The organism is Pannonibacter sp. Q-1, assembly GCF_054073275.1.
The window spans coordinates 38,388-65,246 of record NZ_JBSXNB010000001.1; the positions used below are offsets into that span (position 1 = coordinate 38,388).

The following is a 26,859-nucleotide window of genomic DNA, read 5'->3' on the forward strand; positions in this document are numbered from 1 at the left end:
CAGGCCAGAGAGGAAGACTGCGGCCTTTCGCCTACTGGCCCTGCGCGTGGGCGGGAATGGCCTTCAGATAGGCGGCAATGGCCTCCCGGTCTTCCGCCGTCAGCCGGGCCATGTTCTCCTGCACGGCCACCATTTCCCCGCCAACGGAGTCATAGGAAGGCGTGAAGCCGCTTTCGAGGTAATAGGCAATATCCGAGACAGACCAGTCGCCGATGCCCCTTTCACCGCCGGTGATATTGGGAATCCGGCCTTCGCCAACCGGCGCCTTTGCCCCCGCAAGCCATTGATCCAGCTTCAGGCCACCCGCCATGTCCCGGGGCGTGTGGCATTCGCCGCAGTGGCCGGGCCCTTCCACCAGATACTGGCCGCGCTGCAGCTGCTCGTCGATCCTCTGCAGCACCACGGCCGGACCCGGATCGAGATACATGAGCTTCCACAGCCCCAGTCCCCGCCGCAGGGTGAAGGGAAAGGCAAGCTCATGGCCGGGCGCAACACCCTGCACCGGCTCCAGCGTCTTCAGGAAGGCGAAGAGATCGGAGATGTCCTGATCCTTCATGCGGGCATAGGATGTGTAAGGAAAGGCGGGGTAGTAATGCTCGCCCTCGGGCGAAATTCCGGCCAACATGGCATTGGCAAAGTCCGGCAGCGTCCAGCTGCCGATGCCCGTTTCAATGTCCGGCGAGATGTTCGGGGCAACGAAAACGCCGAAGGGTGTTTCCAGCCGCAATCCGCCGCCCAGCTTCAGCTTGTCCAGCCCCGATGCGCCCGGCGCGGCGTGGCAGGAGGCGCAGCCTCCCGCCCAGAACATCGCTTCCCCCCGCCCGGCATTGCCCTCCGGCAGGGCTGCGAGCCGCACGGGCTCAATCGAGGCGGGCGCAGTCAGAGCCCAGAAACCCAATCCACCCGCCCCCAGTACGAGGGCACCGGCAAGAGCCAGTTTCTTCAGCATCGGACCACGCCTTCCACGTCTTGCTTATCTCTTATCTCTGCACCCGGTAGGCCTCATGGCAGGACCGGCAACTGGCCATCACCGGCCCCATCGCGGTCTTGAAGGCCTCCACATCGGCCGGGCCATCCTTGCCGGAGGCCTGAGCTGCAGCGCCCGTAACCTCGGAAAATTTGGCAAGTGCAGCTTCAAAGCCAGCTGCATCTTCCCAGATCTTCGGGCTGGCGGAAGAGCCTTCCGCATTCTGCGTGCCATCGGGATAGAACGCACCAAGAGCATTGGCGGCTGCATTCATCGAAGCGATCGCCGCCTTGCCCGCTGCCGGGCTGTAGGCAATGTCACCCTTCATCATCGCACCGGCAAGACCGGCATTGGCAGCCACGGACTGCATGATGGCCTTGCGGGTCGCGACAGGGTCACCGGCAGCCGATGCCGCAGTCAGGGTTACGGCCAGCAAGGCGCCGGCCACAAAATATTTGCGCATCAAAGTCTCCCTCAAAAGAGCCGGCCGCGTCACTGGCCGGTGCGCCCATTCAGACCCGACTGCGCCGCAAAACTGAAATCACGGACGCGTGAGAGCTGCTGATCCACACAAAACTACGGAGGACTACGGACAGGGAGGCTTTAAAGTTGACTCTTTTTATCAAGTTTGATAAACGGGCGCATCCTCAATCGGGAGTAGTCCATGCGCATTTTCAAGCACTTGAGAACCGGCACCCTCGCGGGTCTGCTGGGCCTTGCCGCCGCCACCAGCCTGACCACCGGCGCCTTTGCGGAAGAAAAAACCTTCACCGATGTGATCGGCCGTGAGGTCAAGGCGGACCTGCCGTCCAAGCGCGTTCTGCTCGGCTTCTACTTCGAAGACTACATGGCCGTTGGCGGCGAAGCCTCCTACGACAACGTTGTCGGTATCTCGCGTGAAGCCTGGGAAGGCTGGCGTCCGGCGTCCTGGACCCGCTACGTCAAGCACCGTCCCTCCCTCGATGCCCTGCCGGATGTGGGCGAAGTCGAAGCTCAGACCTTCTCCGTCGAAAAGGTGCTGGAACTGAAGCCGGACATAGTCGTTCTGGCCGACTGGCAGTACAAGGGCCTCGGCCTTGATGCCGACCGCATCGAAGAGGCAGGCATCCCCATCGCCGTCGTCGACTTCAACGCCCAGACGGTGGAGCGCCATCTGGACAGCGCCCGCGTTCTCGGCCTGATCACCGGCGAGGAAGACCGCGCCGCTGAGATCTCCGGCGAGTACAAGGCGACCGCCGACCTCATTACCAAGCGCATCGCCGATGCAGGCAAGCCGCAGCCGAAGATCTATATCGAGTTCGGCAACAAGGGCCCGGCCGAGCACAGCTTCACCTATGGCAAGAACATGTGGGGCGCCATGGCCACTGCGGCCGGCGGCGACAACATCGCAGCCCCCTTCGTCGAATGGTGGGGCCCGATCAACCCGGAGCAGGTTCTGGCCTCCAAGCCGGACGTGATAGTCATTGCCGGTACCGAATCGCGCAAGAACCCGACCTCCATGCTCATGGGCGAGGACGTGACCAAGGCTGAAGCGCTTGAGCGTCTGCAGGGCTTCACCGCCCGCGCCGGCTGGGATCAGCTTCCCGCCGTGCAGGACGGCCGCTTCTATGGCGTCTATCAGGGTGCCTCGCGCACGCTGGCTGACCACGCCATGCTGCAGTTCTTCGCCAAGGTGCTCTACCCGGACCTCTTCACCGACCTGAACCCGGAAGAGACCTACAAGGACTTCTACAAGAAGTACCTGCCGGTGGCGCCCGAGGGCACCTTCACCCTCGCCATCAAGGAATAAGCACCGCATCTGCCAGCGCCCGGGACCCTTGCGTTTCCGGGCGCGAGCATGCCTGCTGCCTCTTTCAGGGACTTTGAAAACCAGTGACCGGCACAACTCATGTTGCGACCGCCATTGCAAGCCAGCGCCACCGGGAACGGCGGCGCTGGCGCCTGCTTTTCGGCCTCACCCTCTTCTGCTGCGTGACCCTGGTGCTCGACATCGGCACCGGCCCGTCCATGCTCAGCCCCGCCGATGTGCTGGCCGGCCTCCTGCGGCTGGAAGGCACGGACAGCATGACCGTGACCATCGTCAACAGCCTGCGCCTGCCCATGGCGTTGATGGCCCTTGTCGTCGGCTGCGCGCTGGGTGCGGGCGGGGCGGAAATCCAGACCCTGCTGAACAATCCCATGGCCAGCCCCTACACGCTCGGCCTTGCTGCCGCGGCCGGGCTTGGCGCCGCCTTCAGCATCTTCACCGGCGGCTTCGGCCTGCATCCGGCCATAGCGGTGCCCCTGGGGGCCTTCTTCTTCTCCATGCTGGCCGCCGCCTTCCTCTTCGCGCTGGCGGCCTTTGCGCGCATATCCTCCACCATGCTGGTGCTCGCAGGCATTGCGCTTCTGTTCCTGTTCCAGTCGCTTTTGTCGCTGCTACAGTTCATTGCCTCGCCGGAAGTCGGCCAGCAGATCCTGTTCTGGCTGTTCGGCAGCCTGACCAAGACCACCTGGACCAGCCTCTGGATCACCCTCGGCGTGACCGTCTTCTGCGTGACGCTGCTGTTCCGCGATGCCTGGAAGCTCACTGCCCTGCGTCTGGGTGAGGCGCGGGCGCAGAGCCTTGGCGTCAACCTCACGCATCTGCGCGTCACCACGCTGACGCTGACCGCGCTGATGACCTCCACCGCCATCAGCTTCGTCGGCATCATCGGCTTCGTCGGCCTTGTCGCCCCGCATGTGGCGCGGCTGCTGGTGGGCGAGGATCAGCGCTTCTTCCTGCCCATGTCGATGGTGGCAGGCGCTGCCTTCCTGTCCATGGCTTCTGTCATCTCCAAGGTGGTCATTCCCGGCGCCCTGTTTCCGGTCGGCATCGTCACCGCCATGGTCGGCGTGCCCTTCTTCTTCTGGATCATGCTGGCGCGGCGGCGATGAACGATCTCACCCTTCAGGACATCACCCTCTTCCGGGGCAAGCACTGCGTCGCCCGTGACCTTTCCCTGCGCTTCGAGCCGGGCAAGGTGCATGTCATCCTCGGTCCCAACGGCGCGGGCAAATCCTCGCTGCTGCGCGCGCTCTTCGGCGAGTTCTGGCCGCAGACGGGCCGCATCGCCCATGGAGAGAGACAACTCACCCGCGAAACCCTGCGCCACTGGCGCAAGGCCATCGGCTACATGCCGCAGGACACCGCTCTTGAAGCCTCCCTCACGGCGCTGGAAGTGGTGCTGCTGGGCCGGATGGATGAACTCTCCTTCCATGTAGATGACGCAACGCTCCATGCCGCGGTCACCACCATGGAGGCGGCAGGGATTGCGCATCTGGCCAGCCACGACATTCTCTCGCTCAGCGGCGGCCAGCGGCAACTGGCGCTGTTTGCGCAGGTGCTGCTGCGCGATCCCGGCATCCTCTTGCTGGACGAACCCGTCAGCGCGCTCGACATGCACCATCAGCAGAAGCTGCTGGATATCGTCCACCGCGAGACCCGCGCCCGCAACCGCATCAGCATCCTGATCCTGCATGACCTCAGCCTTGCCGCCCAATATGCCGACCAGTTGATCCTGATCGGCGATGGCGAGCTGAAAGCCGCAGGCAGCCCAGCCGAAGTGCTGAAGGCCGATCTCATCAGCCGCACCTATGGCGTCGATGTGGAAATCCTCACCGACAGCGCCGGCGCCCCCGTCGTCCGCCCCTTGCGGTCAATGCCCGCGACACTCCACCCCTGACCCCTTGAACCTCAGGAAACACAGCATGAAGCTCACGACCCGCAACGCCCTTCTGGCCATCACCCTCTGCCTCACACCGTTCAGTGCTTCGGCTGCCGATCACGAGGTGAAGATGCTGAACTACGGAACCGAAGGCAGCATGGTGTTCGAGCCTTCGTTCCTGCAGGTTGAGGTGGGCGACACGGTCACCTTCATTCCCACGAATTCGGGCCACAATGTCCGCTCCTACGTGGCCCCGGAAGGCGTTGCGGCCTGGAACACACCGCTGGATGAGAAGACCACCGTCACCATCAGCCAGCCCGGCGTCTATCTCTATTACTGCCCGCCGCATCTGATGATGAGCATGATCGGCATGATCCAGGCCGGAGAAGCCGTCAACCGCGCCGATCTGGACCAGAAGGCCGCCAAGCTCCGCTCCAAGCTGGTCATGAAGGGTGAGCGGCTGGATGAACTTCTGGCGCAGGTGAAATAAACCTCCTTTCGGGCCACTCGCCAAGTCTGCCATCAATCGCTAGGCTCCGGCTCACCTGCCAGCCGGAGCCCTTCCGTGACCTCTGCCGCCCCCTCAGCCGCCTCTCCCGTCCGCCTTGCTCTCGGCGGCCTTCTGTCGCTGGCTGCGGCCATGGGCATCGGGCGCTTCGTCTATACACCCGTCCTGCCTTTCATGATCGCTCAGGTGCCCCTCAGCAAGGCAGACGGCGGGCTCATCGCCTCGGCCAATTTCCTCGGCTATCTGGTGGGGGCGCTTGCGGCCTCCTCCGGCTCTCTGCCCGGCAGCCGCCGGATGTGGTTCATCGGCTCGCTGATTGCCAGCTCTGCCCTCTCCTTCGCCATGGCATGGACGGACAGCATCCCGGTCTTCATGCTGCTGCGGTTTCTGGCGGGCCTTGCCAGCGCCTTCGCCTTCGTCTTCTCGGCAGCACTCATCCTCGACCGGCTGGCGCAGGCCGGGCGGCCCGGATTGTCGGCGCTGTATTTCTCGGGCGTTGGTGCGGGGATTGCGGGCTCCGCCCTCATCGTCTCCGGCCTGGCCGCACTGGGCGCAGACTGGCAGGGTCTGTGGACGGGCTGCGGCGTCATCAGTCTGGCACTGACGGTCCTGATCGCATGGATGGTGCCGGGCGCAACCGAAACAGCCCCGCCCGCGCCCGCGAAAACCGGTCCCCGCCGCCTGCCCGCCGGGCTGCCGCAGCTGATTGCCGCCTACGGCCTGTTCGGCATCGGCTATGTGGTGACGGCAACCTTCATCGCCGTGATCGCCCGCTCCGATCCAGCGCTTGCCACGGCCGAACCTTATCTGTGGCTGATCGTCGGCCTTGCCGCTGCACCGTCCATTTTCATCTGGAACCGGATCGCTGCCCGCACCGGCGTGCCGCGTGCCTATGCACTGGCCTGTGTCATCGAGGCTTGCGGCGTCGCGCTCAGCGTCACCGCAACCGGCCCTGCCGGCATCCTGCTCGCGGCTTTTCTGCTCGGCATAACCTTCATGGGCATCACCGCGCTGGGGCTCATCGAAGCCCGGCGCCTGTCCACGGGCGATCCGCGCCGCACCATCGCGCTGATGACGGCCAGCTTCGGCCTCGGCCAGATGCTGGGGCCCAGCCTTGCCGGCTTTGCCGCAGGCAGCACGGGCAGCTTTGCCCTGCCCTCGGCAGGTGCTGCCATCTGCCTGCTGCTGGCTGCCGGACTGGTGCTTGTGCCCGCCCGGCAGCGGTGATCAGCCGAAACCTCAGCCGTGGGCGAAGTCCCAATAGAGTTCCCGCGCCTTGGCCGCCACCGGTCCCGGCTGCAGGCTGCGCTCCTCGATGCGGTTCACCGGCACCACCTTGGAATAGTTGCCGGTGGAGAAGATCTCATCCGCCTCCTGGAACTCACGATAACCAATGGTGCGCTCATGCACCGCATGGCCTGCCTTGCGCAGCAGCTGGATCACCCGCTGGCGCGTGATGCCATTGAGGAACGTGCCGTTGGGCGCGGGCGTATGCACCGCCCCGTCCTTGACCATGAAAATGTTGGCGCTGGTCAGCTCGGCCACATTGCCCAGCATGTCCAGCACCACCGCATTGTCAAAGCCGCGGCCCTTGGCTTCGGCCATGGCGCGGGCGTTATTCGGATAAAGGCAGCCCGCCTTGGCATTCACCGGCATGGTTTCCATGGTCGGGCGGCGGAACGGCGACAGGGTGATCGAGAAGGAGGCACCGGCCGGCGCCATCGGCGCCTCGAACAGGCACAGGCAGAACCGGGTGCTCTCCGGATCGCCCACGATCACCCCCGGCCCGTCGCCTTCCGCCCAGTACATCGGCTTGATGTAGACGGCGCTGCCCGGCTTGAACTTGGTGACGCCCTCACGGGTCATCTCGATCATCTCGCCCGCGCTGACTGTCGGCTTTAGGCCGAGAGCCACGGCCGAATCATTCACGCGCTGGCAATGCAGGTCGAGATCCGGCGTCACCCCCTCGAAGAACCGGGCTCCGTCAAAGACCGAAGATCCCAGCCAGGCCGCATGGGTGCGCGGACCCATCAGCGGCGGATTGCCCTCATGCCAGGCGCCATCCACATAGGTCCAGGTCTCACTCCAGCCGCTCATCTTGCGCGTCCTCCGCTGTATTTTTCACTGTCAGCGAACAAACGCCCGGAAAAAGGCAAGGTCAACCGTTTGACGCCCTTCACCCGAAAATCGGAAGACTTGCTCCGGCAAGGCCGCGCCGGACAGGCTCTCATTCCTGAAAAGCGCTCTTGCAGGAAAATTGATCCGCAGCAGCGCCATCCGCCACAGCTCATCGGCGCACAAAGCCTTTGATCTTTCACGGATTCCGCCTGATCCTCCATCTGCCCGCCGCTCGCCGGGCGCCATCCGGAGCACTGACCATGGACCTCGCCACGCTCCTTGCCTTTGCTGCCGCCTTCTTCGTCTTTGCCGCCAGCCCCGGCCCGGACAACATGACCATCATCGCCCGCACCCTGTCGCATGGGGCCGCATCCGGTCTTGCCTATGGGGCAGGCACCGTGGCGGGCATCCTCATCTTCCTCTGCCTTGCCGCCTTCGGCCTGTCGCTGCTGGCCTCGGAAATGGGCACGGTCATGACCGTGCTGCGCTACGCCGGTGCCCTCTGGCTGATCTGGACGGGCATCCGCCTCTGGACGGCAGAGCCTGTGGTGCCGGCCCTTCAGCCTACCGGCAGCGGCAATCTCCTGTCCGCCTTTGCCACCGGCATCGCCCTCAACCTCGGCAATCCGAAGATGCCGCTGTTTTATGTGGCGCTTCTGCCCAATGTGGCCGGAACCGCCCTCACCCCGTTGAGTGTGCTGGAGCTTGCCGCCGTCATTCTGGCGGTTGAAGTGGTGGTCATCGGCGGGCATGTTCTCATGGCCATGCGTGCCCGCCGCCTGCTGCGCAGCCCTGCCGTCGTGCGCCGGGTCAACCGCACCGCCGGAGCCGTCATGGCCGGAACGGGTGCCACGCTCATCGTCACCCGCTGATGCCTCCAGCCCAAGGAAATCCGATCATGGAACAGCGCCTTTCCCTCATCACCCTTGCCGTCGATGATCTGGCCGAAACCCGGCGCTTCTTCGAGGATGGGCTCGGCTGGACAGCCTCCTCCGAAAGCCAGGAAGGCATCGCCTTCTATCAGCTTCCCGGCCTTGCTCTTGCCCTCTATCCCCGCGCCTCGCTGGAAAAGGACATTGGCCGCCCCGTTCCGGAAGGGCTGGGTGCAGTCTCCCTTGCCTGGAACGGCCGCAACGAGGCCGAGGTCGATGCCACCTATGCACGGGCGCTGTCGGCTGGCGCTGAAGCCGTCGTGCCGCCGGAAAAGGCCTTCTGGGGCGGCTACACCTCCTATGTGCGCATTCCCGGCGGCCATCTTCTGGAAATCGCCTTCAACCCGTTCTGGTCCCTGGATGAACACGGGGCCATCGTGCTGCCGGGCTGAGCCCTTGGCCGGGCCGTGGAGAAGCTGTGACTACCGGCTGGAAACCTGCAATTTGTGATCCTCTGGACATGACCCTGCAGCTTTCACCGTGTTAAGACCCGTCCGCTTGTTGTGAAAAGCAACTCAATTTTCGATCAGAGGTCTTCAAATGTCGTCGAGCACCGTTTCGGTCCCCAATTCTGGCATGGGTGCCAATCCGTCCATGATTTTCTGTGGCACCTGCGGCCACCAGATTGCGTCAACGGCACCGTCCTGCCCCAAGTGCGGCGCACCGAATGCCCTGGCCGCAGCACCTGTTTCCGAGAAGAGCATGGTTGCTGCAGCTCTGCTTTGCTTCTTCCTCGGCACCTTCGGCATCCACCGTTTCTACACCGGCAAGATCGGCACCGGCATCCTCATGATCCTGACGCTCGGCGGCCTTGGCATCTGGTCGCTCATTGACCTGATCATGATCATCGTCGGGTCCTACAAGGACAAGCAGGGGCTGCCGCTTAGGCGATGAGTGACACCCGTACAGAGCCGCAAGGCGGCGGCTGGAGCTTCTGCATCCACTGCGGGGACAAGATCGCTTTCCGGGCGCATTTCTGCCCGCATTGCGGTTCCCCCCAGCCGGAAGCAGGCAAAGCACAGGCCGAGAACGTCAGTGACAAGAGTTACGGCGTTGCAGTTGCCCTGTGCGGCGTTTTCGGCGTGATGGGGCTCCATCACTTCTACCTCGGCAACATCCTGCACGGCCTGTTCGACCTTGGGCTCTTCGCGCTCTGGATCTTCTGCCTTCTCGTGGCACCTGCCCAGGGCACGAACCTTATCCTGATTGGCCTTCTGCTTCTGGCCATTGATGTGCTGCACACCGTCTATGTGTTCTTCCGGCTCATCGTTGGAAAGCAGCGCGATGGCAGCGGACGGCTCGTCGCAGTGCCCTGAACGGCTCGGCCAGAGCAATTCCAGCAAAAGTTAGAACCGGTTTTGCGGCTGGAATTGCGTAAAATGAACGGAAAGAGCACTTTCGATGGCAGCGTCTTCATCGAAAGTGCTCCAGCATCCGCCGTTCAGGTCAACAGCGATATCGGCCTTTACCCTTTGTCCTGATTGCATCCCGGCAAATGATCGGCATATGTTCGGACGCTGTTCAGGAAAGCTGACGGCGGATCTTGTCCTGCGACCCCACGGAGCATCCCGATGGCCCATTCGGCCTATGTCTTTGACGCTTACGGCACCCTTTTTGATGTTCACGCCGCCGTGCGCAAACATGCCGCGAAACTGGGGCCCGACGCGCAGACCTTTTCCTTCGTGTGGCGGCAGAAGCAGCTGGAATATTCCTGGGTCCGCGCACTCATGCAGCGCTACGAGGATTTCTGGGTGCTGACCGAGCAGGCGCTCGACACCACCTTCAATCTCTTCCCCTCCGCCGACCGGGGCCTCAGGGCCGACCTTCTCAACGCCTACTGGGCGCTGGACTGCTATCCGGAAGTGCCGGAAGTGCTCACCAGCCTGAAACAGGCCGGGGCGCGGCTAGCCATCCTGTCCAACGGCACGCCGTCCATGCTGGAATCAGCGGCCAAGGCCGCCGGCATCACCGAGCTTCTGGACGAGATTTTCTCGGTGCATGACCTGCGCACCTACAAGACCGATCCGCGCGTCTATGAGCTGGTGACGAACCATTTCCGGGTCTATCCGGAAGCGATCTCCTTCCAGTCCTCGAACCGCTGGGACATTGCAGGCGCCACCGCCTATGGCTTCCGCACCGTCTGGATGAACCGCACCGCCCAGCCGGACGAATATCCGGACCTGGCCCCCAGTGCCGTTCTGTCCGACCTGACGGGCCTGCCGTTTCTGGTCTGAGTGCCATTCCGGCAAGCTCCGGGCAAGTTAAGGCGTCTAACCCTGTTACAACTGACAGGAGGATGAACGGCTGCGCATGCTGCGCGCCGCTATTGCCATTTGGACAAACCATGACCCGCGCAACTCCAGCCCGTACAGGCCACCGCTTCCGCCCGCCGCAGCTCAAGCCCGCCTTGAGGGCGCGCATGCGCGGCGGCCGCCTGAAAACGGAAGACGGCGCGGACATTACGGCCTGCACCCTGTTTGATGCGGAAAGCGGCGAGACGGGCGCCCTCATCGAGGTGAAAGTCACCCTGCCGCCCCGCGTTCTGGTGCTGGACGAGCAGGATCAGACGGTCTGCGCCGCCAGCGTTCTATGGCATCACGGCCGCCAGGCTGCCCTCAGCCTGACGGGCGAGCCAATGCTCGCCAGCCGGCATCTCGCCACCCAGGCCTTTTGATGCCCTATTGAGGGACTTCCTGCCCGCTGCGGCCCGAAACCATGCTTTCGACGGCCAGTGTCAGCGCATATTCCGCCTGCTCGTCAAACGCCCCCTGCAGCGTGCCGCCATTCGCGCATAACAGCCCCCTGGCCCGCAGATCTGCAAGCCCATGCACCAGCGCCCAGAGGCTGCCCGCAATCTTCTCCGCGTCAGCCATCTGCCCCGCCGGCAGCAGGTGCGACAGCCCTTCCGTCAACTGACGGAAGGCATGGGCCGCAGCCTCCATCAGTCCGGTATGGGACGGGCTGTAGGTCCGGCCAAACATGAGCGAATAAAGCCCCGGCTCAGTTTCCGCAAAGCGCAGGTAGGCCCAGCCCATGGCCTTCAGGCGTTTTGCAGGATCATCGCCGCCTGTCCGGGCACCAGCCTGAAGATATGCGGCAAACCGGTCGAAAGCCTCGTGTGCTGCGGCGGCCAGAAGGGCCTCGACATCCGGAAAATGCCTGTAGACTGCCGCCGGGGAGACCCCGGCGCTCGCCGCCAGCCACCGCAGAGACAGATTTGCATGACTGCCCCTGCCCGCTTCCGCCATTGCAGCATCAACAAGAGCTCGGCGCAGATCGCCGTGGTGATAGGCAGGCCTGCGGCCATTTCCGGTTTTATCAGGCATGTTGACACCGTTTACATCTGAGCCTATGTTTACAGTGTACACATCAAGCTATCCCCCTGGCAACGTGCCCTGGCAGGCTGCTCAGACTATTTTTCCGGTGCGGGGGAAGGCGGTGTGACCACAGGGCCAGTCATACCCTGCGCGCCGCAACGGCCCCACCTGCAGGTGAGGTACGTGAGGACGGGTTGCCGGGCCGTTTTGTTCCCTCTGGAGGATTGAATGGCAGACGCGTCCTTTGCTCTTTCTGGCCTTGTTCTTGCTGGCCTGCATCATCTGGCCGTCTTCGCGCTCTTCGCGGTGCTGGTGATGGAACTGGCCATCTGCCTGCGCCAGACACTCGCAGCGGAGGATCTGAAGCGGCTTGCCTTGCTCGATCTCCACTATGGCGCGCTCGCCGTTCTGGTGCTGCTGGCTGGCGGCCTGCGCGTCATGTATGGCGGCAAGGGGCCGGACTACTACCTCGAGAACCTGTTCTTCTGGGCAAAGATAGGCGTCTTCCTCGCCATCGGCCTTATCTCCATCCTGCCAACCCTGCGCATCCTATCCTGGCGGCGCCAACGGAAGGCGGATGCGGCCTTTGTGCCTTCGCAGGCAGAGCGCAGGCAGGTCCGCCGCGCGCTGGGGGCCGAACTGCTGCTCTTCCCGCTTCTCCCGCTCTTTGCCGCCGCCATGGCCCAAGGCTACGGGCTCTGACACACAAGGCCTGCAAACGAAAAACGGCGCCCCGGTTTCCCGGAGCGCCGTGGTTTTTTCCGTGACCGGACGGATCAGGCCGTCAGGTCGAAACGGTCTGCGTTCATCACCTTTACCCAGGCAGCCACGAAGTCCTTCACAAACTTCTCTGCCGCGTCATCCTGGGCATAGATCTCTGCATAGGCGCGCAGGATCGAGTTGGAGCCGAACACCAGATCCACACGGGTCGCCGTCCACTTCACCGCGCCGGTCTTGCGGTCGCGGATTTCGTAGAGGTTCTTGCCGGCCGGCTTCCAGGTGTAGGCCATGTCGGTCAGGTTGACGAAGAAGTCCGCCGTCAGCGCCCCTTCGCGGTCCGTGAACACGCCATGCTTGGAGCCGCCGTGATTGGTGCCAAGAACGCGCATGCCGCCGAGGAGAACGGTCATTTCCGGACCGGTCAGCCCCATCAGCTGGGCGCGGTCGAGCAGCAGCTCTTCCGGTGAAACCACATAGTCCTTCTTCACCCAGTTGCGGAAGCCGTCATGGATCGGCTCCAGCACGCTGAAGGAGTCCGCGTCGGTCATCTCGGCAGTGGCATCACCACGGCCCGGAGCGAACGGCACGGAGACATCGAAACCGGCGGCCTTGGCGGCCTTCTCGATCCCCACGCTGCCCGCCAGAACGATCACGTCGGCGAGGCTCGCGCCATAGGCCTTGGCGATCGGCTCCAGCACGGCCAGCACCTTGGCCAGGCGGGCCGGCTCGTTGCCTTCCCAGTCCTTCTGCGGGGCAAGGCGGATGCGGGCACCGTTGGCACCGCCGCGCATGTCAGAGCCGCGGTAGGTGCGGGCGCTGTCCCAGGCGGTGGACACCAGTTCGGCAACCGAAAGGCCGCTGGCGGCGATCTTCGACTTGATGGCGCCGATGTCGTAGTTCTTCGGGCCAGCCGGGATCGGGTCCTGCCAGATCAGGTCTTCCTTGGGCGCATCCGGGCCGATGTAGCGCACATTCGGGCCCATGTCGCGGTGGGTCAGCTTGAACCAGGCGCGGGCGAAGGTGTCCTTGAAGTACTCCGGATCAGCCATGAACTTTTCGCAGATGGCCCGGTATTTCGGATCCATCTTCATGGCCATGTCGGCATCGGTCATCATCGGCATGCGGCGGACGGACGGGTCGGTCGCATCAACCGGCATGTCCTCTTCCTTGATGCCGACCGGCTGCCACTGCTGGGCTCCTGCCGGGCTGCGGGTCAGTTCCCACTCATAGCCGAACAGCAGGTCGAAGTAGCCCATGTCGAACACGGTCGGGTTCGTCGTCCATGCGCCTTCGATGCCGGAGGTCACGGCTTCGCTGGCCTTGCCATGCTGGTTCGGGTTGAGCCAGCCGAGGCCCTGAGCCTCCAGACCTGCTGCTTCCGGCTCGACGCCGAGCGCACCGGCATCGCCATTGCCATGGGCCTTGCCGACGGTGTGGCCGCCTGCGGTCAGTGCAGCGGTTTCCTCGTCGTTCATGGCCATGCGGGCGAAGGTCTCTCGCACCTGGGCGGCGGTGGCCAGCGGGTCCGGCTTGCCGTTGACGCCTTCCGGGTTCACGTAGATGAGGCCCATCTGCACGGCGGCCAGCGGGTTCTCCATGGTCTCCGGCTTGGTCACGTCCTCGTAGCGGTTGTCGGACGGCGCCAGCCATTCCTTTTCCGCACCCCAGTAGGTGTCCTTTTCCGGATGCCAGATGTCCTCGCGGCCGAAGGAGAAGCCGAAGGTCTTCAGACCCATGTCCTCATAGGCCAGGGTGCCGGAGAGGAGGATGAGGTCGGCCCAGGAGATCTTGTTGCCGTATTTCTTCTTCACCGGCCACAGCAGGCGGCGGGCCTTGTCGAGGCTGGCATTGTCCGGCCAGGAATTGAGCGGGGCAAAGCGGATGTTGCCCGAGCCGCCGCCGCCACGGCCATCGGCCAGACGGTAGGAACCGGCCGAGTGCCAGGCAAGGCGGATCATCAGGCCGCCGTAATGGCCCCAGTCAGCCGGCCACCAGTCCTTGCTGTCCTTGAGCAGCGCCTTCACATCGGCCTTCAGCGCCTCTGCATCCAGCTTCTTCAGCTCGTCGCGGTAGTTGAAGTCCTTGCCCAGCGGGTTGGACTTGGCGTCATGCTGATGCAGGATGTCGAGGTTGAGGGCGTTCGGCCACCACTCCATGTTCGAATTGCCGGTGGCGGTGTTTCCACCGTGCATCACCGGGCACTTGCCTGCCTTGCTGGCATTCGTCGCGTCCATTGTCTCTCTCCGGTCCATATGGTTCTTGAGGCGGCCAGACGCCGCCTGTGTTTACCCCAAGCGGTACAGCCGACCGCCCGAACATTGGCCCCGGCAGCATCTCTGCCGCCTGAGGCACGTCAGCAGGGCGGCACGGCGCGCCGCCCTCTCCTTCGGCAGGCAGCGGCGGGGTACGCTGCCCGGAAATTCCACTCAGAACTCTGCCCTGCTTCAGCAGGGATCAGCCGCCGTTCCCTCTTCAGGAACAGCGCCAGTGACATGACGTTACCCAATTGCTGGAATTAGCAAAATTCGTATCTTCTGATTGTATCAATCAGATTTTCTGATCAAATAGCCGGAAACGCGGTTTGGCCATGCAATTCAGGACGTTAGGTCAGTTCCAGGCAGAGGTACGCGGGAACCCTGATCCGCCCATGCCATCCAAACCCTGCAACAGGTCAAAGATCCCGCATCGTTGGGCCAAACACCTGAGACCAGCAGTCGTCTGCTCGCCGCTCACACTGTCCCTCACAAAAGCAGACAGCGTCCGGCACGGTGTGTCCGGACGCTGTCAACAAGCAACAACAGAAGCGGCCGAACCTAGGCCTCCTGATAGTATCCCAGCACCGACTTGACTTCGAGATATTCCAGCATGCCCTCAAGGCCATATTCGCGCCCGTTGCCGGACTGCTTGTAGCCGCCGAACGGGGCGTGGGGGTCCCAGGCCGGATAGTTCAGGTGCACCTGACCGGAGCGGATCTGCGATGCCACGTGCCGGACCAGATCCATGTCGCTGCCCTGAACATGGGCTCCGAGGCCATAGACCGTGTCGTTGGCGATGGCGACGGCTTCCTCGACAGTGTCATAGGGAAGGATGCAGAGCACCGGCCCGAACACCTCATCCTGTGCGATGCGCATATCCGTGCGCACGTCTGAGAAGATGGTGGGCTTGACGAAGAACCCGGCCTTGAGGCCGTCCGGGCGGCCCTGCCCGCCAGTCAACAGCTTGGCGCCTTCGGCAATGGCCGCGCCGATCATGGTCTGGATGCGGTCAAACTGCGCGCGATTGGCGATGGCCCCGTGCGTTGCCGTTTCCACAAACGGATCCCCGACAACGATCTCGGCCGCAGCCTTGACGGCAAGTGCCTCGACCTCGGCCAGCCGCGCGCGCGGCACGATCATGCGGGTCGGTGCGCTGCAAGATTGCCCCAGATTGCGGAAGCTGGAAGCAACGCCGGGAGGAACTGCACGCGCGAGATCGGCATCCGGCAGGATAACGTTGGGCGATTTGCCCCCGAGTTCCTGGGCCACGCGTTTCACCGTCATTGCGGCAGCCTGGGCCACCGCAATGCCGGCGCGGGTGGAGCCGGTTATGGAGATCATGTCGACATCGGGATGCGCGGCGAGCGCGGCCCCAACGTCCGGGCCGTTGCCGTGGACGAGGTTGAACACGCCATCCGGGAAACCCGCCTGCTCGATGGCTTCTGCGAAGAGCAGCGCACTCAGCGGCGACAGTTCGCTCGGCTTCAGCACCACGGTGCAGCCTGCGGCAAGGGCCGGGGCCACCTTGGCCGTGATCTGGTAGAGCGGCCAGTTCCACGGCGTGATCAGCGCGCAGACGCCGATTGCCTCGCGTGCGATGGCGGTCTGGCCGCGCCGCTCGATGAACCGGAAGTCCGCAAGGACCTCACGTGCGGCGTTCACATGGGCGATGGCCAGCGGCACCTGGGCGCTCCGCGCGTAACTGATCGCGGCCCCCATTTCGAGGCTGAGGCACTGCGCGATGCGTTCGCTCTGCGCCTCGAGCTGCTGCTGCAGACGTTCCAGCAGCGCAGCGCGTTCGCCCGGCTGCGTCCGGCTCCAGCTGGCGAACGCCCCCCGCGCGGCAGCCACCGCAGCATCCACATCAGCGCTATTTCCGAGAGGAACCCGCGCGATGATCTCTTCGGTGGCCGGATTGACCACATCGGCATGGGCAGCGCCCTTGGGGGAAACCCATTGGCCGCCGATGTAGAAAAGGCCGAGATGGCCGTTGTCGGCGAGGTGCGTGAGCGGGGACACCGCCCCGCCAGATGTCAGTTTCATCTTGCTTCGTGCCTCTTGTCGTAGCGGCGGCCTTCACCAGCCGCGAATGCGTTCCCAGCGCGCCTCGATACCGGCATCCTCGCCGTCAACGACGCTGTAAAACCCGTGCTGGGCGGCCATGGCGCATGCATGGTTGGGCAGAATGCGGACCCGTGTGCCGACGGGCAGATCCGGCATGGTCTTGCCCGAGCCGGGCCGGATGGACAGGATGCCGTGCTCCTGACTTGCCTGCGAGACGATCACGTCCTCGATCACCCGCCCGGCTTCGTCGCAAACCACGCCATAGCCCTGGTCAACGCGCTGACTTGCCGTGCCGCGGTCACGCGACAGAGCCATCCAGCCGGCATCGACCAGGATCCAGCCCTTCTCCGGCTTGACGCCAATCACCGAGGCGAGCACGGAAATGGCGATGTCATCCTTGCTGCAGACCCCGACGCCGTGCTGGACAAGGTCAAAGAACATGTAGACGCCCGCACGCAGCTCCGTGACACCCTCGAGGTTCCGCGCAAAGTGGGCGGTCGGGGTGGAGCCCAGGCTGACGACCGGGCAGGCATGGCCATGCGCCCGCAGGATTCCGGCGGCCCGGACCGTGGCCACCCGCTCGCTCTCGGCGGCGGCGATCAAGGCTTCAGGCGTGTTCAATCCATAGGACTCACCGGCATGCGCCAGAACTCCGAGAAGCTTGGCGCCCGCCGCACCAACGCGCCCGGCCACCTCGATGAGCTTGGGGTCGTCGGGCTTGAGCCCGCCGCGATGATCATCGACATCCAGTTCGATCAGCACCGAAGGGACCACCCCGGCCGCTTCGCGCACCGCAGCCAGGGCATCGGCCTGTTCCACCGTGTCGAGCAGCAGTTTGAGGTCTGCGCCCGTGCGGGCGCAAAGCTCCATGGCGCGCAGGGCAGAAGCAGGCGACAGGCCCACTGCATAAGTCATGTCACGATAGCCGTGGCTGGCGAAATACTCGGCCTCGGCAATCGTGGAGACGGTGATCGGCCCCGGCCCATCCGGAAAGACACGCCGCGCCACGTCAATGCTCTTTGCGGTCTTCATATGCGGGCGCAGGACCACGCCCAACTGCCGCGCGTGATCAGCCAGCCGGTCGATATTGCGGTCGAGCTTGCTGCGGTCGAGCAGAAGCGATGGCGTGACGAGACCGTGGATCGATTGCGGGTGCGGGCTGGTTTGTTCTGCGGTTTGCATGGGTGGCGCGATCCTCATCACTGGCCGAAGGACTGATTTTCAGGGGCGGACCTGAGGGCCGTCCTGCGGCCCAGGCAGATCTTTGAAGAACCGGATGCCATTGCCCTGCGCCGGGGGAGGCGTGACGATGGTGCAACGGGGTCCGGCTTCTGTTGAAGTCACGGACAGGATGTCATCCTCCGTCAAGGCGCCCCTGCCGTTTGCCGCAGCCAAGCCAGTGGAATCATTCGTTTTTGCCGTTCAATCGGCACAATTGACGGCCGCCATGCGGGCAAAGATGCAGTCTGCCCCCTGACACTGCCGCCCCTGACACTGCCCGGTCAGCGGCCTGCGGCGTTTCACGCGCAATCGGAGACCCCGGATGATCTATGTGAGCGAAGAAGAATCCGCCGCAATGGTGACGCATGAGCTGGCGTTCGAGGCAGCGCGCCAGGCGCTCGCTGCTGCAGCCTCCGGCCAGAGCGGCGTCTTTCCGGCTGTCCTGGGACACTCCAAGGACCCAACCAACAGGTTTTCCCTGAAGTCAGGCTGGTCGGACGAGTTGACCGGCGTGAAGGTCGGCTCCTTCTGGTCCGGCAACCCGGCCATCGGCCTGCCCCGGCACAATTCGACCATCGTGCTGCTCGATCAGCGCACCGGCCGTCTGCGCGCCGTGCTTGAGGGCGGCAAGGTCAACGCCTACCGGACCGCCGCCACCGATGCGGTTGCCGCCAGCCTGCTGGCGCGCAAGGATTCCAGGACCCTTGCCGTCTTCGGGGCGGGCAATCAGGCCAGCTACGAGATTGCCGCCCTTGCAAGGATCCGGCCGGTTACGGAGGTGCTGGTCGTCTCCCGCCCGTCCGAACGGCTGGACGCCTTTGTCGGGCAAGTCTCTCAGACCGGGCTCAAGGCCCGCGCGGTTTCGGCCCAGGAAGCGGTGCAGGCCGCCGATATCATCGTCACGGCAACCCCTTCGCGTGAACCGCTGTTCGATGCCGGCTGGGTGCGCCCCGGCACGCATGTGGTCAGCATGGGCTCGGATGCGCCCGGCAAGCACGAATTGCCCGCCGGTCTCTATCCGCGTGCGCGCCTTTTCTGCGATCTGCTGTCCCAATCCGTCCAGATCGGTGATTTCCAGCACGCGCGGCAGGAGATCGAAGCGGGCACTCTCAAGGTTACGCAGATCGGCGATGTCATCGAGGGAGGGGCCCCCGGACGCCGCAGCGATGAGGAGATCACCGTTTTCGACAGTTCGGGGATTTCTCTCCAGGACCTGTTCATCGCCGATGCGCTGATCCGTGCCAAGACACAGCAAGGCTGACATGCCAGATCAGGCGGCTGCGAACCGGGGGAACGGCAGATGCCAGCTCCCCCGGCCAATATGCGGGCCGCCCGCTCAGCACTGACGCATCACGCCCGGGTATCAGATGGCGGAGACGTCCAGCTTCGAGCCATCAACCAGACGCGACAGGCGGAACGGCGCCGGATCGACGCTAGGCGTGTCGTTGACGATGAGTTCAGCAGCCAGATAGCCCAGCCCCGGCCCCAGACCAAAGCCATGGCCCGAACAGCCCGCCGCGAGCACCAGCCCCTCAACCTTGTCCACCTTGGAGACCACAGGCACCGCGTCCGGCGTGCAATCGACGAAGCCGCCCCAGGCGCTTTCGATCTTGATGCCCTCCAGCTGGGGGAAGGTCTTGCTGACGCTCTCCACCACCTGGCGGATCAGCCACTTCAACGGCGGCGGATCCAGCTCCCGGTTCTTCTCGAAGATCCGCTCATCGGTGGCCAGCAGGGCAGACAGTGAATCCGGCCCGGACAGGAACGACTTGCCAATGCCGAGTTTGACATTCTTCAGCCGGCGGATGAACTGCGGCATGAATTCCCGGCTGTAGCGGATGGCCTGGGGCGTGATCTCGAGGTTCGCCTTGCCGCTGATGGCAAGTGTGTAGCTTCCGTCCAGCCGGCGCGTGATCGTGCAATAGGGCGTGGAAATCGCCTCGCCGATGTTGACCGTCGGGGCGGAGCGCAGCGCAGTCTGGCGGATGCTTGCCTGCGGGAAGCTGACCCCAAGCGGCCTCAGGAACCGCGAGGACCAGGCGCCCGCCGAACACAGCACGGCACTGGTCTTGATATAGCCCTTCTCCGTGTGCACTCCGGCGATCCTGCCATTGGCCAGATCAATCCCCCGGGCGGCGCATCCCTGATGGATCGTGGCCCCCAGAGCTCTGGCCCCTTCCGCGATGGCTGGCGCGGCGAGTGCCGGTTCGGCCTTGCCATCGTGCTCCGAATAGGTGCCGCCAACCCATTTGCCACGCGTCTCGGGAACTCGCTCGGCCAGCTCGGCCCGGCTGAGCACGCGGGTGCCGACGCCATAATCCCTGGCGACTTCACGCCATTTTTCCCAGCCGGCGAGCACCGCTTCGTCATGGGTCGCATAGACGAGGCCGCAACGCCGGAAGCCGAGATCCCGGTTGATGTCCCGCGTCAGCTCGTCCCACAGCCGCATGGAAATCACCGAGAGCGGCAACTCCCGCCTGTCGCGGTTCTGCTGACGGCACCAGCCCCAGTTCCGGCTCGATTGTTCGCAGGCGATATGCCCCTTCTCGAGCAGAGCCACAGACAGGCCCCGCTTTGCCAGGAAATAGGCAGCGGTGGCGCCGAGGATGCCCCCGCCAACAATGACGACATCGGCCTCAGCCGGAAGGCGTTCATCGCTCGGAATGCGTTCGACTATGGGCGGCATGTTCCAATCAACCTCGGCTGCAGGACTGCGGACACAAAGGCCCGATCAGCCCTTCATCGCACCATGTCGGCAAAACAATACGCCGAAATCACCCAGGATGCCGCCAGATCTGCGGTCTTTTGGGCCGTCCGGCCGGTACGATCTGCTCACGCCCGGCAGGGTCTGGTTCTGCATCCAACGGGGTGCCCGTTTGGCCTGACACCAGCATTCAAGCAAGTCAGCGCCATACATACGCTAAAGCGTATTATTCTCATTTATACGCCACTCCGTATAACGTAGTTCTATACCTTGTAGCGTATAAATTATTTTGATACGCTGGGGCGTATAGGATGAGCAGCAGCGCCTGCGAGGCTTAATGAGCACCATTGTCCGCATCCCATTCCAGATTGGCGCCGCCATACGGCGGCAGCGCAAACTGAAAGGCCTGACACAAGCCCAGCTTGGTCAAAAGACCGGCCTGCGGCAGGCGACAATCTCTCAATTGGAAAAGGGTGAAGGCGGCGCCCAGCTGAAAACGCTGACTGACGTTCTCTCCGCCCTCAATCTCGAACTCGTCATCCAGGAGCGCACCACCTCCCCGGTCAGCTTCGAGGACATCTTCTGAATGACGCGCAAGAGACAAGATCAGCCCAGACGGCTGCCATTTCACCGGCCTGCTGGACAGTGCCTCGCATCGAGTGAATCCTAACAAAAATCATAGGCTCCAGATTGCCGGCAAGCCAGAAGCCTCTCCATCGTCATCCTCGGCCTTGTGCCGAGGATCTGCACAAGCCGTTGGCCTGCAGATGGCCGGGACAAGCCCGACCATGACGAAATAAAATATACCTGCTGGAGCAAAATATTGATCGCAGTATCCTGATATAGAATCACAATATTCAAATTCTATAGATAATCCATCACTACAATTTAAATGATTCAACGATCAACGAAAACGCTCACCTTGCCCCTCGCAATACTCTATTACTTTTTCAACCCAAGAATCAAACCAAACCCAGTTACCATAGTCTCCAATGCAACCATATCCTTTAGCCTGGCTTTTCGCATCCATTTCCTGCCAGAGTTTTGTGTGATGATAGAGTCGGAATCTCGGATAACCTGCAGATTTAACTTTTTCGACCACTTTGCTAGGAATATACCTAGATTTGTTTACGTCTTTGAAAATGATCCTTTCAATCTCTGCAGCATCATCACTACCCGCCGAAACAATCTGAACTGCTACGTCAGCAGCGCCAGGTTTTTTTGCCGCTACGGGGATGAAACCATATGACATACGATAAGCAGGATCTTTGATCTGCTCATCGGTCAAACCATGTTCAAATGCATCAATAGTAGCTTCGATGTGTTTGGGCAGACCTGAAGCCTTTTTAAAGGCCGTGCGCTGCTCAGCTCCGAAAGAAACGAATTGTAGAGCGAGAGGCAGTCTCTTTTCCAGACCGTACTGATTTCCAAATTCCCCTTTAAGAAACTCATTGAAATTTAGCGCACAAGATTGAAGCTTTGCCCCCAGTGCATCATCAATTCTATTTGTTGATCTGTGCTCAATCTCATGTCTGATCTCGATAAGAAATTGAAGATTTCTCACAATCCCGCCTTTCACAGGGCATTTCCCCTGCTTAAGGCAATGACCCAACTCCCAGTACTTGTCGGCACCTTCCTTCGTTTTCTGGCCTGGATAACGATAATCAATTCCTTCTCGACGAAACCATGCATGCAAGAGATAGGTCCATGCAATGATCGCGGTAACGATAAATAACTCTGCACGGAACGTCATCCCCGCACTGTTAAACGTCTGAACCGCAGCAATCATCGCTTCACGGCCTTTGATCAAAAGTTCGTCACCGCGTATACTTAAGCCTGTCTCGTAATCGATATCTGGCCAATTTGCCAGGAAGGCGTCCAGATCGTCGTCGTCGGCAGGCTTGATAGCTTTATGTTTTAACTCATTACGGATCTCGCTAATAAGCCGATGATTAATCGAGCGAGACGGGCGAGTGAAATACGCAAGTATGTCCTGGTCGTTTGAGAAAACCCCTCCACGACAGAACATTGCTTTCACAATCGATACCTCCCAGTTTTCGAGAGTGTTACCGCGACGACGCTTCTTACCCTTCAGTTTATCTTTGTCCGTAACCATATCGAACCTCCTAGAAAGGCAATAGCAGGCGTCGAAGCAGCTAGAAGAGTAAATTGCAGAAATACACTAGGGTCTCATGGTTACTCCTGATCCCTCACGCCGCCGCACTCCCCTCATACCCCAGCCTCGCATTCAGCTTGGCGATGAGGTCCACGGCGGCGTCGGCGATGACGGTGCCGGGGGGGAAGATTGCGGTGGCGCCGGAGGCGTAGAGGGCGTCGTAGTCCTGCGGGGGGACGACGCCGCCGACGACGATCATGATGTCCTCGCGCCCTTCAGCGGCCAGTGCCGCCTTGAGGGCGGGCACCAGGGTGAGGTGGCCGGCGGCGAGCGACGAGACGCCCACCACATGCACGTCATTTTCCACCGCCTGCCGGGCGGCTTCCTCAGGGGTGGCGAACAGCGGGCCGATGTCCACGTCGAAGCCCAGGTCGGCAAAGGCGGAGGCGATCACCTTCTGGCCGCGGTCGTGGCCGTCCTGCCCCATCTTGGCGACGAGAATGCGCGGGCGGCGCCCGTCGTTCTCCTCGAAGGCCTCGACAAGCTTCTGCACCTTGCCCACCTTGTCCGACATGGCCCCTGCCTCGCGCTTGTAGACGCCGGAAATGGAGCGGATCTCCGCCTTGTGGCGGCCGAACACCTGTTCCATCGCCTGGCTGATTTCGCCCACCGTCGCCTTCGCCCTTGCCGCCTTGACGGAAAGGTCCAGCAGGTTGCCTTCGCCGGATGCAGCGCAGGCGGTGAGAGCTCCCAGCGCGGCCTGCGTTTCGGCCTCGTTGCGCTCGGCGCGCAGGCGCTGCAGCTTTTCGATCTGCATGGCGCGCACCTGCGCATTGTCCACCTTCAGAACCTCGATGGGCTCTTCGAAGTCGGGCTTGTACTTGTTGACGCCCACCACGGTCTGCGCGCCGCTGTCGATGCGCGCCTGCGTCTTGGCGGCGGCCTCCTCGATGCGCAGCTTCGGGATGCCCTTTTCGATGGCCTTGGCCATGCCGCCCAGCGCCTCGACTTCGGTGATATGCGCCATGGCCTTGGCGGCGAGGTCCGCCGTCAGCTTCTCCACATAGAAGGATCCGCCCCACAGGTCGATGGGGCTGGTGGTGCCGCTTTCCTGCTGCAGGAACAGCTGGGTGTTGCGGGCGATGCGGGCGGAAAAGTCCGTCGGCAGGGCCAGCGCCTCGTCCAGCGCGTTGGTGTGCAGCGACTGGGTGTGGCCTTGCGTCGCCGCCATGGCCTCCACACAGGTGCGGATGACGTTGTTGTAGACATCCTGCGCCGTCAGCGACCAGCCGGAAGTCTGCGAATGGGTGCGCAGCGACAGGGACTTGTCACTCTTCGGCGCAAAATTCTGCTGCATCAGCTGCGCCCAGATCAGGCGCGCGGCGCGCAGTTTTGCCACTTCCATGAAGAAGTTCATGCCGATGGCCCAGAAGAACGACAGGCGCGGCGCGAACTGGTCGATGTCCATGCCCGCCGCCACCCCGGCGCGGGCATATTCGATGCCGTCGGCGATGGTATAGGCCAGCTCCAGATCCGCCGTCGCCCCGGCCTCCTGCATGTGATAGCCGGAGATGGAGATGGAGTTGAACTTCGGCATGTTCTGCGAGGTATAGGCAAAAATGTCCGAAATGATCCGCATCGAGGGCGCAGGCGGGTAAATGTAGGTGTTGCGGACCATGAACTCCTTGAGGATGTCGTTCTGGATGGTCCCCGACAGCAGGTTCTGCGCCACGCCCTGCTCTTCGGCGGCAACGATATAGAGCGCGAGCACCGGCAGCACGGCGCCGTTCATGGTCATGGACACGCTCATCTGGTCCAGCGGAATGCCGGAAAACAGCGTGCGCATGTCGAAGATGCTGTCGATGGCCACCCCTGCCATGCCCACATCCCCGGCCACACGCGGATGGTCGCTGTCATAGCCGCGATGGGTGGCAAGGTCGAAGGCGACGGAGAGCCCCTTCTGCCCGGCCGCCAGATTGCGCCGGTAGAAGGCGTTGGAATCCTCCGCCGTGGAGAAGCCCGCATATTGGCGCACCGTCCAGGGCTGCTGCACATACATGGTGGGGTAAGGCCCCCGTACGAAAGGCGGCAGGCCGGGGTAGCTGTCGAGATGCGAGAGCCCTTCAAGATCGGCAGCTGTTGGCACCGGGGGGACGGCGATGTCTTCCGGCGTCATCCAGCTGTCCAGGCCCTCAGGCGCTTCGGCCTTGCCGAGCACATCACGGAACGGGCGGTCGGCAAAATTCGGAATCCGGCTCACAGCAGCCCCTCCCCTGATGTTTCCGCCGCAACCGGCAATCCAAGACGCCTGTGCGCATCGGCAAGGATGTCCAGCATGGCACAGCCCTCAAAGACAAAGGCGCTGACGCCTGCATCCTTCAAGGAGGCCTCCAGTTCGCCCGGCTTTCCGGCCAGATAGATGTGCTCCGCCCCGGCGGCGGAAAGGGCCGCGGCCGCCTCCGCGCCTTGCGCGGCATAGATCTTGTCGGAAGAAACAAGGCAGACCAGCGGCGCACCGCTGGCGCGCCAGGCCTCGACGGCGGCGCCGATGCCATCCGTCTCAGCCCCGCCGGTCACCGGCAGACCGCCCGCCTCGAAGAAGTTCTTGGCCCAGGTTGCCCTTGCGGTGAAATCCGCCAGCGGCCCGAGAGCCGCCAGAAACACGGTGCGCCCGGCCGGATTGGTCAGGGCTGCGGCCTCCCGCAGGCGCTCGAATGGCTCGGACTGGCGCTCCGGCTGCGGCATTCTGGTGTTGAGGCTGATCTCGTCGATCAGCGGGCGGGACGCCATGATGTCCGTCAGCGTCGCGCCCTGTTCCAGCGCGTCGAAAATCGCCTGCATGACGGAACCCTCCCCCGGTCTCGGCAGGGCGAGGGTTGAAGAGGCGACGTCCAGCAGCAGATGCTCACCGGACAGAACCCGCACCGGCCCTTCCTGCAGGTTGGGGAAGGCGCTGACGCCGGTGATCTGCTGGCGGCGGCGGGCAATCTTCTGGCTGCGCTCCGTCCTTGCCGCGTCCACGCGTTTCTGCACGGTTCCAGCCACCATAGTCTCAACGATGCCGCCGGCCGCTTCCGTTTCCTGAAACAGTGCCCAGGCAGCAGCGGCCAGATCTTCAGTCCGGGCCTCGATGGCGCCGGAACCGGCGCCCGGATCGGCCACCCGGTGCAGGTTGCTTTCCTCGATCAGGATGGTCTGCGTGTTGCGGGCAACGCGCCGGGCAAAGCTGTCCGGCAGGCCGCAGGCGGTGGTGAAGGGCAGCACGCTGATGCTGTCTGCCCCGCCCACGCCAGCCGCGAAGCAGGCCACGGTGCCGCGCAGCATGTTCACGTATGGATCGGCCTTGGTCAGCATCCGCCAGGAGGTTTCCATATGCAGATGCAGGTGGTGTTGCGGCAGGCTGCTTTGCTCCAGCACCGCCGCCCAGAGACGGCGCATCGCCCGCCCCTTGGCAATGGTGCCGGTCTGGTCAGCCGTCGCGGCCAGCGTCATGCTGATGAGCGAGGCGGGATTGTCTCCCCCTTCGCCTTCTGCATCGAGGTCGCGCAGATAATGCAGGGCCGTCGCCAGCGTGAAGGCCAGCTCCTGCGCATCCGTTGCGCCCCGGTTGTGCCAGCTGCGCCCGTCGGCGCAGAGCAGCGGCCCACGCATCCCCTTTGCCTGTGCAAAGCGGGAGAGGTCAGCGATGCGCTTGCGCAATACGGGAATGGAATTCTTGAGCGTGCCGGTGTGCACCAGCTTGGTCACATAGTCACTGCAGGAAATGATATTCAGCTTCGACACGTCCAGCCCCATGCGCTGAGCGTGACCAATCAGCAGGGCCAGCGTCGAGCCGCTTTCATAGCCGCCATCGACCCGTATGGTGATGAGATCGGTGTAGACACCTTCGAACAGACGGTCGAACCCGGCTGCATCCTGCGCCCCGCAGCCAAAGCCATGGGCATTGGCTGAGGAGGTCAGAACCAGGTCGATGCCATCGGCACCGCCCGCCAGATCCTCCAGCAGCAGCCGGTTGGCAGCTTCCACATCCGGGTGGTCAACGCGCTGCAGGATTTTCCAGGGCTGCCCGGCCGGGCGGCCGGCGCGCGGGGAGGCTTCCGCCTTGCGCGGATACAAGGGCGCAATGGCAAGGCTGTCCTCGCTGCGCGAGACGAGACGCTCGCGCGGAGCGCCCTTCAGCGCCTTGTCAACGGCTGCCAGCCATGCAGCTTCATCAGGTGTCCAGTCCGGGTGCAATTCTGCCACGACGCT

Annotated in this window: 25 protein-coding genes; 14 read left to right on the forward strand and 11 right to left on the reverse strand. The window is 63.2% G+C overall.

Annotated features, from left to right (window positions below; all coding sequences use genetic code 11):
• Positions 1-31 precede the first annotated feature (31 nt).
• Positions 32-949 carry a cytochrome c gene (locus tag ACVNHC_RS00185; protein WP_058900396.1) on the reverse strand — a complete coding sequence of 306 codons (918 nt, stop codon included), beginning with the start codon at positions 947-949 and terminating at the stop codon, positions 32-34.
• 31 nt (positions 950-980) lie between these two features.
• Complete coding sequence (locus tag ACVNHC_RS00190; protein WP_050471065.1) at positions 981-1,430, reverse strand: c-type cytochrome; 450 nt, start codon at positions 1,428-1,430, stop codon at positions 981-983.
• A 201-nt stretch (positions 1,431-1,631) separates the two neighbouring features.
• Between ACVNHC_RS00190 and ACVNHC_RS00195 the strand changes: the two genes are divergently transcribed.
• From ACVNHC_RS00195 to ACVNHC_RS00215, 5 genes are all read left to right on the forward strand, one after another.
• A complete protein-coding gene (locus ACVNHC_RS00195; RefSeq protein ID WP_457166122.1) occupies positions 1,632-2,756 on the forward strand; it encodes an ABC transporter substrate-binding protein in 1,125 nt (374 codons plus the stop codon).
• 83 nt (positions 2,757-2,839) lie between these two features.
• Positions 2,840-3,883, forward strand: a complete 1,044-nt coding sequence (locus ACVNHC_RS00200; RefSeq protein ID WP_457166123.1) for a FecCD family ABC transporter permease — start codon at positions 2,840-2,842, stop codon at positions 3,881-3,883.
• A complete protein-coding gene (locus ACVNHC_RS00205; protein ID WP_123193841.1) occupies positions 3,880-4,671 on the forward strand; it encodes an ABC transporter ATP-binding protein in 792 nt (263 codons plus the stop codon). Before ACVNHC_RS00200 ends, ACVNHC_RS00205 begins: the two co-directional genes overlap by 4 nt.
• A 25-nt stretch (positions 4,672-4,696) precedes the next feature.
• Positions 4,697-5,143: a pseudoazurin gene (locus ACVNHC_RS00210; RefSeq protein WP_457166124.1), complete on the forward strand. Its 447-nt coding sequence runs from the start codon at positions 4,697-4,699 to the stop codon at positions 5,141-5,143.
• Between the two features lie 75 nt (positions 5,144-5,218).
• The gene (locus ACVNHC_RS00215) at positions 5,219-6,388 is read left to right on the forward strand and encodes a YbfB/YjiJ family MFS transporter (RefSeq protein ID WP_244274414.1); all 1,170 of its coding nucleotides are present in this window, start codon (positions 5,219-5,221) and stop codon (positions 6,386-6,388) included.
• A gap of 12 nt (positions 6,389-6,400) precedes the next feature.
• Here ACVNHC_RS00215 and ACVNHC_RS00220 read toward each other — a convergent pair whose 3' ends face one another.
• Positions 6,401-7,258: a branched-chain amino acid aminotransferase gene (locus tag ACVNHC_RS00220; RefSeq protein WP_058900401.1), complete on the reverse strand. Its 858-nt coding sequence runs from the start codon at positions 7,256-7,258 to the stop codon at positions 6,401-6,403.
• Between the two features lie 281 nt (positions 7,259-7,539).
• Between ACVNHC_RS00220 and ACVNHC_RS00225 the strand changes: the two genes are divergently transcribed.
• From ACVNHC_RS00225 to ACVNHC_RS00250, 6 genes are all read left to right on the forward strand, one after another.
• Positions 7,540-8,151: a LysE family translocator gene (locus ACVNHC_RS00225; protein WP_457166125.1), complete on the forward strand. Its 612-nt coding sequence runs from the start codon at positions 7,540-7,542 to the stop codon at positions 8,149-8,151.
• 26 nt (positions 8,152-8,177) lie between these two features.
• Positions 8,178-8,603, forward strand: coding sequence for a VOC family protein (locus ACVNHC_RS00230; RefSeq protein WP_457166126.1), 426 nt, complete (start codon positions 8,178-8,180; stop codon positions 8,601-8,603).
• Between the two features lie 148 nt (positions 8,604-8,751).
• Positions 8,752-9,105, forward strand: coding sequence for a TM2 domain-containing protein (locus ACVNHC_RS00235; protein ID WP_082205737.1), 354 nt, complete (start codon positions 8,752-8,754; stop codon positions 9,103-9,105).
• Complete coding sequence (locus ACVNHC_RS00240; RefSeq protein WP_457166127.1) at positions 9,102-9,527, forward strand: NINE protein; 426 nt, start codon at positions 9,102-9,104, stop codon at positions 9,525-9,527. Before ACVNHC_RS00235 ends, ACVNHC_RS00240 begins: the two co-directional genes overlap by 4 nt.
• A gap of 255 nt (positions 9,528-9,782) precedes the next feature.
• Positions 9,783-10,445, forward strand: a complete 663-nt coding sequence (locus tag ACVNHC_RS00245) for a haloacid dehalogenase type II (RefSeq protein ID WP_019962823.1) — start codon at positions 9,783-9,785, stop codon at positions 10,443-10,445.
• 110 nt (positions 10,446-10,555) lie between these two features.
• A complete protein-coding gene (locus ACVNHC_RS00250) occupies positions 10,556-10,885 on the forward strand; it encodes a hypothetical protein (protein ID WP_152967445.1) in 330 nt (109 codons plus the stop codon).
• Between the two features lie 4 nt (positions 10,886-10,889).
• Here ACVNHC_RS00250 and ACVNHC_RS00255 read toward each other — a convergent pair whose 3' ends face one another.
• Entirely contained in the window at positions 10,890-11,537 is a 648-nt protein-coding gene (locus ACVNHC_RS00255) for a TetR/AcrR family transcriptional regulator (RefSeq protein ID WP_457166128.1), read from the reverse strand.
• A gap of 219 nt (positions 11,538-11,756) precedes the next feature.
• Between ACVNHC_RS00255 and ACVNHC_RS00260 the strand changes: the two genes are divergently transcribed.
• Positions 11,757-12,230, forward strand: a complete 474-nt coding sequence (locus ACVNHC_RS00260) for a DUF2214 family protein (RefSeq protein ID WP_058900406.1) — start codon at positions 11,757-11,759, stop codon at positions 12,228-12,230.
• 74 nt (positions 12,231-12,304) lie between these two features.
• On the opposite strand, the gene katG is transcribed toward ACVNHC_RS00260, so the two are convergent.
• From katG to ACVNHC_RS00275, 3 genes are all read right to left on the reverse strand, one after another.
• Positions 12,305-14,482 (reverse strand): catalase/peroxidase HPI, encoded by a 2,178-nt coding sequence (gene katG, locus ACVNHC_RS00265; protein WP_050471054.1) that lies wholly within the window; start codon positions 14,480-14,482, stop codon positions 12,305-12,307.
• Positions 14,483-15,061: 579 nt separating this feature from the next.
• Positions 15,062-16,546: an aldehyde dehydrogenase family protein gene (locus tag ACVNHC_RS00270; RefSeq protein ID WP_457166129.1), complete on the reverse strand. Its 1,485-nt coding sequence runs from the start codon at positions 16,544-16,546 to the stop codon at positions 15,062-15,064.
• A gap of 33 nt (positions 16,547-16,579) precedes the next feature.
• On the reverse strand, positions 16,580-17,749 hold the full coding sequence (locus ACVNHC_RS00275; protein ID WP_457166130.1) for an alanine racemase: 1,170 nt from the start codon (positions 17,747-17,749) through the stop codon (positions 16,580-16,582).
• Positions 17,750-18,110: 361 nt separating this feature from the next.
• On the opposite strand from ACVNHC_RS00275, the gene ACVNHC_RS00280 reads away from it, so the two are divergent.
• On the forward strand, positions 18,111-19,049 hold the full coding sequence (locus ACVNHC_RS00280) for an ornithine cyclodeaminase family protein (protein WP_457166131.1): 939 nt from the start codon (positions 18,111-18,113) through the stop codon (positions 19,047-19,049).
• A gap of 102 nt (positions 19,050-19,151) precedes the next feature.
• Here the strand turns inward: ACVNHC_RS00280 and ACVNHC_RS00285 are convergent, their stop codons facing one another.
• A complete protein-coding gene (locus ACVNHC_RS00285) occupies positions 19,152-20,474 on the reverse strand; it encodes an NAD(P)/FAD-dependent oxidoreductase (RefSeq protein ID WP_457166132.1) in 1,323 nt (440 codons plus the stop codon).
• A gap of 355 nt (positions 20,475-20,829) precedes the next feature.
• Here ACVNHC_RS00285 and ACVNHC_RS00290 point away from each other — a divergent pair, with 355 nt between their 5' ends.
• Positions 20,830-21,078 (forward strand): helix-turn-helix domain-containing protein, encoded by a 249-nt coding sequence (locus tag ACVNHC_RS00290; RefSeq protein ID WP_019962830.1) that lies wholly within the window; start codon positions 20,830-20,832, stop codon positions 21,076-21,078.
• Between the two features lie 318 nt (positions 21,079-21,396).
• On the opposite strand, the gene ACVNHC_RS00295 is transcribed toward ACVNHC_RS00290, so the two are convergent.
• The 3 genes from ACVNHC_RS00295 to ACVNHC_RS00305 form a co-directional block, all read right to left on the reverse strand.
• Entirely contained in the window at positions 21,397-22,608 is a 1,212-nt protein-coding gene (locus ACVNHC_RS00295) for a DUF3644 domain-containing protein (protein WP_457166133.1), read from the reverse strand.
• 94 nt (positions 22,609-22,702) lie between these two features.
• The gene (scpA, locus tag ACVNHC_RS00300; protein WP_457166134.1) at positions 22,703-24,868 is read right to left on the reverse strand and encodes a methylmalonyl-CoA mutase; all 2,166 of its coding nucleotides are present in this window, start codon (positions 24,866-24,868) and stop codon (positions 22,703-22,705) included.
• Positions 24,865-26,853, reverse strand: a complete 1,989-nt coding sequence (locus tag ACVNHC_RS00305; protein WP_457166135.1) for a methylmalonyl-CoA mutase subunit beta — start codon at positions 26,851-26,853, stop codon at positions 24,865-24,867. The genes scpA and ACVNHC_RS00305 overlap by 4 nt, the downstream gene beginning before the upstream one ends.
• Between the last annotated feature and the right edge of the window lie 6 nt (positions 26,854-26,859).

Excerpts from the sequence above, each read along its gene's own strand:
- ACVNHC_RS00185 (WP_058900396.1), bottom strand. The coding sequence starts at position 949 with ATGCTGAAGAAACTGGCTCTTGCCGGTGCCCTCGTACTGGGGGCGGGT.
- ACVNHC_RS00190 (WP_050471065.1), bottom strand. The coding sequence starts at position 1,430 with ATGCGCAAATATTTTGTGGCCGGCGCCTTGCTGGCCGTAACCCTGACT.
- ACVNHC_RS00195 (WP_457166122.1), top strand. The coding sequence starts at position 1,632 with ATGCGCATTTTCAAGCACTTGAGAACCGGCACCCTCGCGGGTCTGCTG.
- ACVNHC_RS00205 (WP_123193841.1), top strand. The coding sequence starts at position 3,880 with ATGAACGATCTCACCCTTCAGGACATCACCCTCTTCCGGGGCAAGCAC.
- ACVNHC_RS00210 (WP_457166124.1), top strand. The coding sequence starts at position 4,697 with ATGAAGCTCACGACCCGCAACGCCCTTCTGGCCATCACCCTCTGCCTC.
- ACVNHC_RS00220 (WP_058900401.1), bottom strand. The coding sequence starts at position 7,258 with ATGAGCGGCTGGAGTGAGACCTGGACCTATGTGGATGGCGCCTGGCAT.
- ACVNHC_RS00225 (WP_457166125.1), top strand. The coding sequence starts at position 7,540 with ATGGACCTCGCCACGCTCCTTGCCTTTGCTGCCGCCTTCTTCGTCTTT.
- ACVNHC_RS00230 (WP_457166126.1), top strand. The coding sequence starts at position 8,178 with ATGGAACAGCGCCTTTCCCTCATCACCCTTGCCGTCGATGATCTGGCC.
- ACVNHC_RS00235 (WP_082205737.1), top strand. The coding sequence starts at position 8,752 with ATGTCGTCGAGCACCGTTTCGGTCCCCAATTCTGGCATGGGTGCCAAT.
- ACVNHC_RS00240 (WP_457166127.1), top strand. The coding sequence starts at position 9,102 with ATGAGTGACACCCGTACAGAGCCGCAAGGCGGCGGCTGGAGCTTCTGC.
- ACVNHC_RS00245 (WP_019962823.1), top strand. The coding sequence starts at position 9,783 with ATGGCCCATTCGGCCTATGTCTTTGACGCTTACGGCACCCTTTTTGAT.
- ACVNHC_RS00250 (WP_152967445.1), top strand. The coding sequence starts at position 10,556 with ATGACCCGCGCAACTCCAGCCCGTACAGGCCACCGCTTCCGCCCGCCG.
- ACVNHC_RS00255 (WP_457166128.1), bottom strand. The coding sequence starts at position 11,537 with ATGCCTGATAAAACCGGAAATGGCCGCAGGCCTGCCTATCACCACGGC.
- ACVNHC_RS00260 (WP_058900406.1), top strand. The coding sequence starts at position 11,757 with ATGGCAGACGCGTCCTTTGCTCTTTCTGGCCTTGTTCTTGCTGGCCTG.
- katG (WP_050471054.1), bottom strand. The coding sequence starts at position 14,482 with ATGGACGCGACGAATGCCAGCAAGGCAGGCAAGTGCCCGGTGATGCAC.
- ACVNHC_RS00270 (WP_457166129.1), bottom strand. The coding sequence starts at position 16,546 with ATGAAACTGACATCTGGCGGGGCGGTGTCCCCGCTCACGCACCTCGCC.
- ACVNHC_RS00275 (WP_457166130.1), bottom strand. The coding sequence starts at position 17,749 with ATGCAAACCGCAGAACAAACCAGCCCGCACCCGCAATCGATCCACGGT.
- ACVNHC_RS00280 (WP_457166131.1), top strand. The coding sequence starts at position 18,111 with ATGATCTATGTGAGCGAAGAAGAATCCGCCGCAATGGTGACGCATGAG.
- ACVNHC_RS00285 (WP_457166132.1), bottom strand. The coding sequence starts at position 20,474 with ATGCCGCCCATAGTCGAACGCATTCCGAGCGATGAACGCCTTCCGGCT.
- ACVNHC_RS00290 (WP_019962830.1), top strand. The coding sequence starts at position 20,830 with ATGAGCACCATTGTCCGCATCCCATTCCAGATTGGCGCCGCCATACGG.
- ACVNHC_RS00295 (WP_457166133.1), bottom strand. The coding sequence starts at position 22,608 with ATGGTTACGGACAAAGATAAACTGAAGGGTAAGAAGCGTCGTCGCGGT.